12 protein-coding genes are annotated in these 11,890 nt (G+C 72.3%); 4 read left to right on the forward strand and 8 right to left on the reverse strand.

The genetic code is table 11. The annotated features are described in order from the left end of the window. Positions 1–7 precede the first annotated feature (7 nt). The 4 genes from L3078_RS41775 to L3078_RS41790 are packed head-to-tail and all read right to left on the reverse strand — an operon-like array spanning position 8 to position 4,386. Complete coding sequence (locus L3078_RS41775; protein ID WP_239759443.1) at positions 8–1,348, reverse strand: STM4012 family radical SAM protein; 1,341 nt, start codon at positions 1,346–1,348, stop codon at positions 8–10. Further along, positions 1,345–2,151, reverse strand: a complete 807-nt coding sequence (locus L3078_RS41780) for an STM4013/SEN3800 family hydrolase (RefSeq protein WP_239760702.1) — start codon at positions 2,149–2,151, stop codon at positions 1,345–1,347. The genes L3078_RS41775 and L3078_RS41780 overlap by 4 nt, the downstream gene beginning before the upstream one ends. Positions 2,152–2,200: 49 nt before the next feature. Next, a complete protein-coding gene (locus tag L3078_RS41785; protein WP_239759444.1) occupies positions 2,201–3,376 on the reverse strand; it encodes an STM4014 family protein in 1,176 nt (391 codons plus the stop codon). A 41-nt stretch (positions 3,377–3,417) separates the two neighbouring features. Continuing rightward, positions 3,418–4,386, reverse strand: coding sequence for an STM4015 family protein (locus L3078_RS41790; protein WP_239759445.1), 969 nt, complete (start codon positions 4,384–4,386; stop codon positions 3,418–3,420). A 257-nt stretch (positions 4,387–4,643) separates the two neighbouring features. Between L3078_RS41790 and L3078_RS41795 the strand changes: the two genes are divergently transcribed. Next, a complete protein-coding gene (locus tag L3078_RS41795) occupies positions 4,644–4,970 on the forward strand; it encodes a hypothetical protein (protein WP_086797801.1) in 327 nt (108 codons plus the stop codon). A gap of 112 nt (positions 4,971–5,082) precedes the next feature. After that, on the forward strand, positions 5,083–6,108 hold the full coding sequence (locus tag L3078_RS41800) for a DUF6745 domain-containing protein (RefSeq protein WP_239759449.1): 1,026 nt from the start codon (positions 5,083–5,085) through the stop codon (positions 6,106–6,108). Positions 6,109–6,126: 18 nt separating this feature from the next. Here the strand turns inward: L3078_RS41800 and L3078_RS41805 are convergent, their stop codons facing one another. Beyond that, positions 6,127–6,747 (reverse strand): L-threonylcarbamoyladenylate synthase, encoded by a 621-nt coding sequence (locus L3078_RS41805; RefSeq protein WP_152173297.1) that lies wholly within the window; start codon positions 6,745–6,747, stop codon positions 6,127–6,129. Between the two features lie 145 nt (positions 6,748–6,892). Further along, complete coding sequence (locus L3078_RS41810) at positions 6,893–8,257, reverse strand: FAD-dependent oxidoreductase (RefSeq protein ID WP_239759451.1); 1,365 nt, start codon at positions 8,255–8,257, stop codon at positions 6,893–6,895. Between the two features lie 157 nt (positions 8,258–8,414). On the opposite strand from L3078_RS41810, the gene L3078_RS41815 reads away from it, so the two are divergent. Further along, the gene (locus L3078_RS41815; RefSeq protein ID WP_239759452.1) at positions 8,415–8,900 is read left to right on the forward strand and encodes a hypothetical protein; all 486 of its coding nucleotides are present in this window, start codon (positions 8,415–8,417) and stop codon (positions 8,898–8,900) included. A 64-nt stretch (positions 8,901–8,964) separates the two neighbouring features. Here L3078_RS41815 and L3078_RS41820 read toward each other — a convergent pair whose 3' ends face one another. Beyond that, positions 8,965–9,948 carry an aldo/keto reductase gene (locus L3078_RS41820; protein ID WP_239759466.1) on the reverse strand — a complete coding sequence of 328 codons (984 nt, stop codon included), beginning with the start codon at positions 9,946–9,948 and terminating at the stop codon, positions 8,965–8,967. 29 nt (positions 9,949–9,977) lie between these two features. Further along, positions 9,978–10,943, reverse strand: a complete 966-nt coding sequence (locus tag L3078_RS41825; RefSeq protein ID WP_239759468.1) for a DUF1152 domain-containing protein — start codon at positions 10,941–10,943, stop codon at positions 9,978–9,980. Positions 10,944–11,063: 120 nt separating this feature from the next. On the opposite strand from L3078_RS41825, the gene L3078_RS41830 reads away from it, so the two are divergent. After that, entirely contained in the window at positions 11,064–11,846 is a 783-nt protein-coding gene (locus L3078_RS41830; RefSeq protein ID WP_239759470.1) for an alpha/beta fold hydrolase, read from the forward strand. Positions 11,847–11,890: the final 44 nt, after the last annotated feature.

Here is an 11,890-nt window from a genome sequence, read left to right on the forward strand (position 1 = left end):
GGCGCCGTCACTTCAGCTCGTACGCGGCCATCGCCGCGCGGACGGCGGGGGAGAAGAACTCGGGGCCGATGGCGTCCGAGTGAGCCAGCCCCTCGGCGGACAGCTTCAGCAGGTCGGAACCCGTGTCCGCCAGCCAGCCGCGCGCGGCCAGCAGGTCCAGCTCCACGGGGAAGTCCGCGTACGGGTCCGATCCGAACCGCCGCCGGTAGTCCGCCACCGGCAGCCCCCGCGCCTGGAGCAGCGACTGCAGCAGATGGCGGCGGCGCGCCTCGTCCTCGTCGACCACCCGGCCGTGCACGGCCCGGGAGAAGTCCTCGGTGGTGGTGTAGTCGTCGATGATCGTGCGGATCTGGCTCATGTTCACCGCGTAGTCGAAGGAGTAGTGCACCGTCGACGTGTACGAACGGGCGCCGCAACCCAGGCCGATCATGCCGTCTGTCTGGCAGGCGTGATCGTCCGGGCCCTGCGGCGGGGCGTCCGCGCGGCGGAACATCCGCATGGACACCTGCTCGTAGCCGTGCGCGAGGAGGTGGTCGCGGCCCTCCCGGTAGCGCCGCAGCCGGGCCTCGTCCCACTCGCGGTCCGCGAGCGCCGGGTCGGCGTTCCGGCCGAGGCCCGTGAGCGGCCGGACGTACAGCGGATAGAGGTAGATCTCTTCCGGCCGCCAGGCGAGGGCCGCGTCCAGCGACACCCGCCAACTGGCCGCCGTCTGCCCGTCGATGCCGTAGATCAGGTCGATGTTCAGGACGGGCACGCCGGCGTCCCGGATCCGTGCCAGCGCCGCCTCCACGTCGGACCGCCGCTGCGGTCGTACGGCCGCACGCGCCTCCTCCGGCACGAAGCTCTGCACACCGAGGCTCAGCCGCGTGGCGCCCCGCTCGGCCAGCACGGACAGCCGGTCGGCGGTCGCCGTGGCCGGGGAGGCCTCGACCGACAGCGGGATCGCCCGCAGGTCGGCCCCCATGTGCCGCTCGGCGATGTCGCACAGCCGCTCCAGCTCCGCGGCCTCCAGATAGGTCGGGGTGCCACCGCCGAACGCGGCGTTCGCGAACCGCACCGGCTCCGCGTCCCCGAGCGCCTCCCGCACCGCGATCGCCTGCCGTTCGAGGGCGTCGAGATAGCGGCCGGTCAGCCCGTCGGGCGCGCCGATCCGCGTGAAGAGGTTGCAGAAGCCGCACCGCACCTCGCAGAACGGTATGTGCGCGTACAGCGACAGCGCCTGCCGTGACTCCCCGGCCCACAGCTCGGCCAGCGACGGGCCGCCGGGCAGCCTCCGGTACGCCGTCTTGTGCGGGTAGGCGTACACGTAGTGCTGGTAGGGGCGGACCAGCGGCGCGGTCACGGTCATGCGGACGGCTCCAGGAAGAAGTGGCTGTAGGGGACGGTCCACACGGCCTCGTGGCCGAGGCGGTGCCCGGTGTAACCGTCCTCGCCGTAGGTGGTCCCGTGGTCGGAGCAGACGACGGCGAAGCAGCGGCGGCGTGAACTCATCGCGGCGAAGAGCCGGCCGACGTGCCGGTCGACGTACTCCAGGGCCGCCGCGTGCGTGGCCAGGCTGTCGCCCGCCTCACGGGTGGCGCCCGGCAGGTGGAACCAGTTGGGCTGGTGCAGCGCCGAGACGTTGAGGAAGAGGAACAGCCGCCGGTCGGCGGGCAGTTCGGCCACGACCTGCTCGGCGCGGGCCACCTGGGACTCGAACGACGTCGGTGACGCGACGGAGAACTCCGGCTCCCAGTGGCTCTCCTGGAACAGGCCCGGCAGGACACTGCCGAGCGCGCCCTGCTTGTTGAAGAAGCCGACACCGCCGACACAGACCGTGCGGTAGCCGTGCGCGGCGAGCGCCGAGACCAGGTCCGGGGTGTCGAAGACGAAGGTGCGGCCCTCGGTGGTCTCGCTGCCGGCGAACCGGCCCGCGAAGAGCCGGGGATGCGGTCCCGGCGCCGCCGGGGTGGGCAGGAACCCGGCGAACATCGCATGGTGCGACGCGTAGGTGAAACTGCCGGGCGCGTGCCGCTTCTCCCAGGTGCCGCCCGGCAGCCGGGCGGCCAGGTTCGGCAGCCGGCCCTCCCGCACGAGCCGCTCCGCCACGTCGTGGCGCAGGGTGTCGAGGGTGAGCAGCAGCAGGTCGTCGCGGCCCACCACCTCGTTCATGTCGGGCGGTGGGGCGGTCGGGGAGGGCCGCTGGGCCGTGCCGGCCCGGTCAGAAGCGTGCATGGTCGTTCCTTGCCTGGGGGTGGTGCGTGGGCGTCGGGAGCATCGCGCGCCGTACCGCCGCGAGTTGTGCCGCGTAGGTGTCGAGGCCTTCCGCCGGGCCGCCCGGCAGGCCGGTCAGCCGGGGCAGCAGATCGCCGAACGCGTTGACCTCGCCCACCGTGAACCGGCGCCAGCCGATCGCCGGGAGCAGGTCCACCCCGACGGACAGCGTGTCCGGGAAGCAGGCGGCGGCCCGCTCGCAGATGTCCAGCGCCTGCCGCCAGCGGTCGCCCGCCGCGTCCACGACGGAGGTCAGATCGCCCCGTGCCCCGCCGAGATGGAGGTTGGTCATCGGGAAGCGGCTGGTGCGGACGACGGCGTGCGTGGCCCGCCCCGCCACGACCAGGACCCGTAGATCGGCGGACCGGCCCTGCGCGGACGCCTTCGGCAGCCAGCGCTCGATGTGCAGTCCGTCGGCCGCGAGGGCGTCGACGATGCCGGCGATCTGCCGCTCGTCCGAGTAGCGCCGCACCCGCAGCGAGTTGTGCAGCCGGGGCGGGGTGTACGGACCGCCGTCGGCGGCCACCTCCACCGAGGTGGTGGCCCGGAGCCGTCCGCTCGCCGACGACTCGACGGCCAGCACACCGGACGCGGAGGAGCCGTGGGCCGGTTTCACGAAGACCCGCGGCATGCCGTGGTCCCGCATCACCGCCCGTACGTCGTCCCAGCCGCGCACCGCGAGTGTGTCGCCCGAGGTGGGCGACGGCGGCACCGGGACCCCGGCCGCGTCGAGCCGGGCGTGGCACAGTCGCTTGTCGAACAGCACCGCCAGGTCCGCGGGACCGTCCAGCCGCACCCCGCCCCGCAGGGAGCCCACGGCGGCCAGGAAGCGGTCGTACCAGGTGGCCGAGCCCTCCACCCGCGTCGGGTCGTCGACGCCTCGCAGCAGCCGGTCCACCTCGGCGTTCTCACCCGGCGAGTCCAGCCGGACGATCTCGTCGTCGGCGAACTCGTGGCCGCCGTCGCGCAGCACGTCCCGCCACTCGACGATCCGTGGCGTCCCGACACCGGCCGCCTCGGCCGCCGCGACGAACAACCCGACGCGACGGTTCTCCCCGTTCCCGACGACCACCCACCTGTACGGGCCCGGCCCCGCGCCCGTCGCACCGGTCCAACCGGCCACACCGCCCCCCTTCGTCCAAGAACCCCCGCACTCCTACGTGTTCACTCGCCCACCGCGACGAACCGCCACACCGTGCCGTCCTCCTCCTCGTCCGACTCGGCGTCGTCGGGGTCGACGTCGACCTGGACGCCCTCGGCCTCCAGGGAGTCGCGCAGGCGGTCGCGTACGGCCGCGCTCAGGTAGTTGTGGTGCAGGTCCAGGGTCTTGAGGTGGGTGAGCGGCTGACCGGTGAGGAGGGCGGTCGCGCCGTCGTCGGTGAGGACGCCCATCGACACGTCCAGCACGTCGAGGCGGGCCACCACCGGGGCGGCGGCCAGGGCCGCGCAGATGTCGTCCTGCATCTCGCTGTTGCGCAGCGCCAGATGCTTGAGGGCCGGGAGCCGGGTGCCCGCGAGGATCGGCGCCAGGTCGGCCACCTCGCTGTCGCCGCCGTACTCGGAGGTGCCCAGCCACAGGTCCAGCTCGACGAGGGCCGGCAGATCGCTGCCCGCGACACCCCGGACCGCCTCCACCGGCATGCCGCCTGTCTCCACCGTCAGCGACCGCAGCCGTTCGTGCCGCAGCGCCGGGAAGACGAGCCCCTGGCCGCCGCGCACCCCGAACTCCTCCAGCTCCGGGAAGGCGTTCAGCAGCGGGCCCACATCCCCCTGGTTGATCCAGGAGATCTCGCACTCCTCCATCACGATGTCGCCGAGGAACAGCGCGCGCAGCGACGGCAGCCGGTCCTTCGCCGCGACCAGGGCCTCGATGATCTCCTCGGGCCCGTTGTCGTAGGCGTCGCTCCAGGCGCCCACCACCAGCGCCCGCACCTTCTCGGTGTCCACCGACGCCAGGAAGCGGGCGAACGCCTCCTCCCAGGCCTCCTCGCTGTCGTACGAGCCCACGCTGATGCTCCAGGCCACCGACTCGGGCGCGGGCAGGTGGGCGGCGCCCCGCGGGTCCTTCACCGACGTGGGGAAGCGGTGGACCGGCAGGTCGTGGAACTCCTCCAGATGGCTCCCGATGGTCATGCGCGCCCGCCCCTTCGCTCCAAGTCCATGGACGGATGCCGGGTCCCTGCCCGGTCCGCCCGCTGCGCACCCGGAGCACACAGCGGCGCCGGGTAGGGGAGTTCTACCAAGCCGCACTGACACCGTGTGCGGCGGACCCCTGTCCTGTGGACGAACACCCGCGCTCGCCCCGGCGAACGGCCGTGCGGGACCGATTGTCAGTGGCTGCCCCTACGGTCGTCTCGTGGCACCAGGAGTGCCCGACGGGAGGGAGACCCATGTACCGGCAAGGAGACGTCCTCATCGCGCCGTTGGCGGAGAGCGCCGTGCCCCGGGGCGCGCTCGACGCCGCGTCGGAGCCGCGCGACGGGCGTGGCCGGCTCGTCCTCGCCCTCGGCGAGGTCACCGGTCACGCGCACGCCGTGGTCGGCCCCGGCCGCCTGATCCGCGAGGCGAGCGTGTTCGGTCCGATGCTGCTGCACGTGCCGGAGGGCGCCCGCGTCGTCCACGAGGAGCACGCCGCGATCAGCCTCCCCAAGGGCTGGTACCGCGTCATACGCCAGCGCGAGTACGTGCCGGGTTCGGTGCGGATCGTCGCCGACTGACCCGTGGGGGCGCGGGGGCAGGGCGGCCGGACGTGTGGCGGCCGCAGGGGCGGGGCGGCCGTGACGGACGGCGGCCGCTGGGACAGGGATCAGGATCTTCAGGAGGAACGGCGTGACGGAACAGGCGAGTTGGCGGGCGGTGGCGGCGGCCACCGGGGCGGGCGACCGGGCGCGGACCGAGGCGGGCGTGCGGCTCGCGTACCGGCGGGCGGGGCTGGCGGAGCCCGAGCGGATCGTGTGGGCCCGCTCGCCCCTGGCGGCGGTCCGACTGCTCTCGGGAGCGGCCCCGGAGGACGGCGAGGCGCTTCCCCCGACCGGCGCGAGCGTGCGTGACGCCGTCCGCAACAGACCGGTCGCCTCCGCGCGCGCCGCGCTGCACACCCGACTGGGCCCCACCGGCTGGGGCGACCACTGGCGGGCGACCGGCGCCGACCTCTGGGAGACCACCCGGCCTCTCGTCGACCGCGTCCGCACCGGCATCGTCGAGACGATGGCCCCCACCGGCCGCAAGGAGGAGACCGGCATCCGGCTGCTCCTCCTGGACGCGGTCCTCGGCCAGAACGACGCGGCCTGGCTCGCCGCCCTCGACGCGGCCCCCGAGCTGGACGGTCTGGCGGAGGTGGCGCGCACGGCCGGCTGGTGGTGGCCGTACGAGCATGTCGCGATCGTCGCCGAACGGCCGGTGGAACTGCACCGCGATGAGGCGGGCCGGCTGGACCGCGGCGACGGACCCGCGCTCGCCTTCTCCGACGGCTTCGCCCTGCACGCCTGGCGCGGGCTGCCCGTCCCCGGTGAGTTCCTCGATCGGCTGGGCACCCTGACCCCGCAGCTGATCAGGGCCGAGGAGAACGCGGAACTGCGCCGCGTGATGCTCGAGTTCTACGGCTACGACCGCTACCTGGAGGAGTCCGGCGCACAGCCGGTGCACCGCGACGAGACGGGCGTGCTGTGGCGCATAGCCCTGCCCGGCGACGAGGACGTGGTGATGGTGGAGGTCGTCAACTCCACACCGGAGCCGGACGGCACGAGCCGCACCTACTGGCTGCGGGTGCCGCCCACCACGACCACGGCCCGGGAGGGAGTGGCCTGGACGTTCGGCCTGAGCGCCGAGGCGTACGAGCCGCTGCGACAGACCTGAGGCCCGTCGCCCCGGCGGTCACTCGAACCGTGCGGTGTCGCCCGCGCCCTTGCGGATGATCTCGGCCTCGCCGCTGGAGAAGTCGATGACGGTCGTCGGTTCCGTGCCGCAGTCGCCGGAGTCCACCACCGCGTCGACGAGGTAGTCGAGGCGCTCCTTGATCTCCCAGCCCTGCGTCAGCGGCTCCTCCTCGTCGGGCAGCAGCAGCGTGCTGGAGACGAGCGGTTCACCCAGCTCCGCGAGGAGCGCCTGGGCCACCCGGTGGTCGGGGATGCGCACACCGACGGTCTTCTTCTTGGGGTGCAGCAGCTTGCGGGGCACCTCCCTCGTCGCGGGGAGGATGAAGGTGTAACTGCCCGGTGTCGACGCCTTCACGGCACGGAACACGTCGTTGTCGACGTGCACGAACTGGCCCAGCTGCGCGAAGTTCTCGCACACCAGGGTGAAGTGGTGACGGTCGTCGAGCTGCCGGATCGTACGGATCCGCTCGATGCCGTCACGACTGCCCAGCTGGCACCCGAGCGCGAAGCAGGAGTCCGTCGGATACGCGATGAGCCCACCCTGACGAATACTGTCGGCCACCTGCCCGATGGCACGCGGCTGAGGATTGTCGGGGTGCACGTCGTAGTACTTGGCCATTGACCGAGCTTATGCCCACGAGCGGCGCACGGCCGTCGATGGGGCCGCAGGCCCCTGTCGAGGGGCGCGGGGAACTGCGCGACCAGCCACGGACGAGCCGCAGCTCGACCACGGTCCGCAGTTCCCCCCGCCCGTCAGCGGAGCGCTACGCGCCACTCGCGCGCAGCATGTCCTCACGCTCGACGATCTTCACGCGCTCACGGCCCTGCGGCTCACCCAGCGCCTTCTCGGCGGCGTCGAGCTTGTACCAGCCCTCCCACGTGGTGAAGCGCACGTTCCGCTCCGCCAGGAACGCGTCGACGGCCTCAGGGGCGGGCGCGGACGGCTCGTGCAGCCGCCCGTTCGCGAAGTCGTCCAGGAGGTTGGAGACGGTCTCGTTGGCGTCGCCCTTGGTGTGCCCGATGAGGCCCACCGGACCGCGCCGGATCCAGCCGGTGACGTACGTCGACTGCAGGTGCGCGCCGGTCTCCTCGATGACCCGGCCGCCCTCGTCGGGGACGGTGCCCGAGTCGACGTCCCAGGGCAGCTTGGGCAGCTTGTCCGAGAGGTAGCCGACCGCGCGGTAGACGCCGGTGACGTCCCAGTCCTTGAACTCGCCGGTGCCCTTGACGTTGCCGGTGCCGTCGAGGGCGGTGCGCTCGGTGCGCAGGCCGACGACCTTGCCGTCCTCGCCGAGGATCTCGGTGGGCGACTCGAAGAAGTGCAGGAACAGCTTGTGCGGGCGGTCGCCGATGTCGCGGATCGCCCAGTTCTCCAGGGTCTTGGCGACCATGTCGGCCTGCTTGTTGCCGCGCCGGGTCGCGATGGAGCCCTCGTCGTAGTCGATGTCCTCGGGGTCGACGATGACCTCGATGTTGGGGGAGTGGTCCAGCTCCCGCAGCTCCATCGGGGAGAACTTCGCCTGCGCGGGGCCGCGGCGGCCGAAGACGTGGATCTCCAGCGCCTTGTTGGCCTTCAGGCCCTCGTAGACGTTGGCCGGGATCTCGGTGGGCAGCAGCTCGTCGGCGGTCTTGGCGAGGATCCGGGCGACGTCGAGCGCCACGTTGCCGACACCGAGGACGGCGACCTTCTCGGCCTCCAGGGGCCAGGTGCGCGGGACGTCCGGGTGGCCGTCGTACCAGGAGACGAAGTCGGCCGCGCCGTAGGAGCCGTCGAGGTCGATGCCGGGGATGTCGAGCGCGCGGTCGGCCGTCGCGCCCGTGGAGAAGATCACGGCGTCGTAGAACGCGCGCAGATCGTCCAGGTTGATGTCCGTCGGGTAGTCGACGTTGCCGAAGAGGCGGATCTGCGGCTTGTCGAGCACCTGGTGCAGGGCGGTGATGATGCCCTTGATGCGGGGGTGGTCGGGGGCCACGCCGTAACGGATCAGTCCGAACGGGGCGGGCATCCGCTCGTAGAGGTCGATGGACACACCGGGCTCGGTGGCGACGTCGGACTTCAGCAGCGCGTCGGCGGCGTAGATCCCGGCGGGTCCGGCTCCGACAATGGCTACCCGCAGAGGGCGGGGCATGTTCAGGTTCCCTTCGAGCGGAAGAAAAGCTTCTCGCCGGCAACCCTAAACTAAGGTAACCCTTACCAGGTACGCGGGTCGGGTCTATGACCTCATAAAGCGATCTTATGCCATGCGGGGGAATGGCCGACGGCCGGGGATCCCTCCCTCACGTGATGTGTTTGCCTCGGCGGTGAACGGCAACGCGGTTTCCATGACTCAGCCGAACAAGGACCCGAACCAGAACTCCGCGTCCGCCGAGACGACCGCTGCCAAGGCCCGTCGGACCGCCGGCAAGGCGACGGCACCGGCCACCGCGTCCGCGAAGACGGCCGCGGTCAAGATGGACGGCGCGACGTCGTCCGCCAAGGCCGGGGCCGGACACGCGGCCGACGCGGCCAAGCGCGCCGCCGACAGCACCAACAGTGCCGTGCACAGCGCCGTGAAGGGTGTCGAGGCGGGCCGCCAGGCGGTGGTGCAGGCCTCCGGCCAGGTGGCCGCCACCGCGAAGACCGCGATGACCGTGATCGCCCACCGCAAGCTCGTCGCCGCCGGTGTGGGCGCGGGCCTGACCGCCCTGACGGCGGCCTCCTACGCGGTCGGCCGCCGCTCCGGCCGCCAGGTCCAGGGCCCGATCACCCGGCTCACCGGCGGTCGTATCTGACCTGCCTCGACCTGCCTGCGGGGGTCGTCCGGCGCGCGGCGCCCGACGACCCCCGCAGGCTGTCCTACCAGCGGCTTTCCACCTGCTCCTTGATCCGGCGGTCGTACAGCTCCCGGATCGCGGTGAGCGTCTCGCCGGACAGCTCCGGCAGCGCGGCGGCCGACGCGTTGGCGCGCGCCTGCTCGGGCGTGCGGGCCCCCGGGATGACCGTCGTGACGCCCGGCAGCTGGATGATCCAGCGCAGCGCCAGCTGGGCCGGGGAGAACCCCTCGGGGGCGAGCGCGGCGAACTCGACGGCCGCCTCCACGCCCGTGCCGTAGTCGACACCGGAGAAGGTCTCGCCCTGGTCGAAGGACTCGCCGTGCCGGTTGTAGGTGCGGTGGTCGTTCTCCGGGAAGACCGTGTCCTTGGTGTACTTGCCGGACAGCAGTCCCGAGGCCAGCGGGACGCGCGCGATGATCCCGACCCCCGCCTCCGCGGCCGCCGGGAGGACCTCCAGGAGCGGCTTCATCCGGAACGGGTTGAGGATGATCTGCACGCTCGCCACGTTCGGCCGGGCGATCGCCGTCAACGCCTCGGCGCAGGTCTCCACGCTGACGCCGTACGCGGCGACGCGCTCCTCCTCGACCAGGGTGTCGAGCGCGTCGAACACCTCGTCGGAGGAGTAGACCGGCGTGGGCGGGCAGTGGAGCTGGACCAGGTCGAGGCGGTCCACGCCGAGATTGCGGCGGGAGCGGTCGTTCCAGGCCCGGAAGTTGTCGAGGACGTAGTTCTCGGGGATCTGCTCCACACGACGGCCCATCTTCGTCGCGACGAGGACATGCAGATCGGGCCTGCTCCGCAGGAACGTGGCGATGGTCTGCTCGCTGCGCCCGTCGCCGTAGACGTCGGCCGTGTCGAAGAAGGTCACCCCCGACTCGGCCGCGGTCTCCAGCACCGCGAGGGCTTCCTTGTCGTCGACGTCTCCCCAGTCGGCGCCCAGCTGCCATGTGCCGAGACCGACCACGGACGCGTGCTGACCCGACCTACCGAATGCGCGTTCTTCCATGGCGGCAGTCTGTCACCTGTTCCCGGTGGTCAGTGCGGGAAGGCGCGCGGCTGGCGCTGCCGGGGCAGTTCGTCGCGGAACTCGGCGACGACCGAGCTGATCTGCCGGGTGAGTTCGGTCTTCTCCAGCCGGTCGAGGTACAGGTTGCGGCGGGCCAGGCCGACCGCGTCCACGCAGAAGTACAGCGCCATCAGCGGGTTCACGAACAGTTCGCTGTTCCGGGTCCGCTCGGTGAACCGGACGTCGCCGAACTCGCCCCGCACGGCCGCCGCGACCGAGCCGTTGACGATGCTCGGATGGGTCGGCGTGGCCCGCTGGGCGTGCGCCACCGCGTCCAGGTAGAGGGTGCCCTCGCGGCTGTCGCGGGGCAGCGAGAACGCCCCCAGATAGGCGCCGTCGCGGTCGAGCGCGGCCAGGTTCTCCAGGACCAGCGCGTGATTGACCCCGTGATAGGCGTCCACGCCGAAGCCCAGGCAGGCCACCAGCCGCTCCGGCACCTCGTCGAGACCGGCGACGGCACCCAGGCTCGCCATGTCCTCCTCCGGCGTCCCGAGCCCGTGTTCGTCGCCGCGCATGAGGATGTCGGTGCCGCCGTCGACCAGGACGAGGGCGTCCACCCCGCCCAGATGTTCGAGGAGCGCGCGATAGGCCGCCCGCAGGGGCGCCACACCCGTACGTGACAACGCGTACACGGTGCTCGCCATCCCGTGCAGGTCGAGCCATTCCGCGAGGGTGCGCTCGGGGAAGTAGTCGCCCCGGAAGGCGGTGTCGGGGCCCACCGCCGCGACGTCCTGCTCCAGCCACACGTCGAGGCTCAGACCGTACAGATCGGCGAAGGAGAGATTGGCGAGATGGACCTCCTTGCCCGCCGACCGCAGAGCGAGGGCCAGCGGCAGCCCGGCGTAGACGTCGAAGCCGCCACCGGCGCCGGCTATGAGCACACGCCGCGCGTCGCGCAGCCGTGTGAAGAACGGGGGTTGCTGGAGGGAGAACACCGGGGGAAGTTAGCAGGGTGGAGCAGGGGGCGCGCACGATTTACGCGGGCCGGGCCACCGGCTACCGTACCGGTCAGTAACCGGACCGCACCGGGCCGGACCGGACCGCAGGAGGCCCCCATGCCGCAGCTCGAAGTCGACGGCGCCGCGCTGACGTACGACGACGAGGGCCCCCGCGAGGGCGACGGGGTGCCCCTGGTGTTCGTCCACGGCTGGACCGCCAACCGCCACCGCTGGGACCACCAGGTCGCGCACTTCGCCCAGAAGCGGCGCGTGATCCGGCTCGACCTGCGCGGGCACGGCGAGAGCGGCGGCGCCGGGGTGCGCACGATCGAGGAGCTGGCGTCGGACGTGCTCGCCCTCCTCGATCATCTGGAGATCGAGCGGTTCGTCCTGGTCGGCCACTCCATGGGCGGCATGATCTCCCAGACCATCACCCTCGCCCACCCCGAGCGGGTGGAACGACTGGTGCTGGTCAACTCCATCGGACGCATGGCCTACAGCCGGGGCCGCGGCCTGCTGATGGCGGCCTCCACCCGCGTCCCGTTCAAGCTGTTCGTCGCCGCCAACATCCAGCGCGCCTTCGCGCCCGGCTACCCCCGCGAGGAGATCCGGGAGTACATTCGCGCCTCCGCCGCCACCCCGCGCGAGGTCGTGATGACCCTGTACGGCGCCATGCGCGCCTTCGACGTCCTCGACCGCCTCGGCGAGGTCAGCACCCCCACCCTCCTCGTCCACGGCTACCACGACATCCAACTGCCCGTCGCCCAGATGCTCCGCATGGCCAAGGCCTACCAGGACGCCGAGGTGCGGATCCTGGACGCGGGCCACGAACTCCCCGTGGAGAAGCCGGCGGAGCTGACCGCCACCCTGGACCGCTTCCTCACCGGCTCCCGGGTCTGAGCCCGCCGCCGACGAGCGCCCCGCCCCCGCGGGGGCTCGGTGGC

This window comes from Streptomyces deccanensis, assembly GCF_022385335.1.
Taxonomy (GTDB): domain Bacteria; phylum Actinomycetota; class Actinomycetes; order Streptomycetales; family Streptomycetaceae; genus Streptomyces; species Streptomyces deccanensis.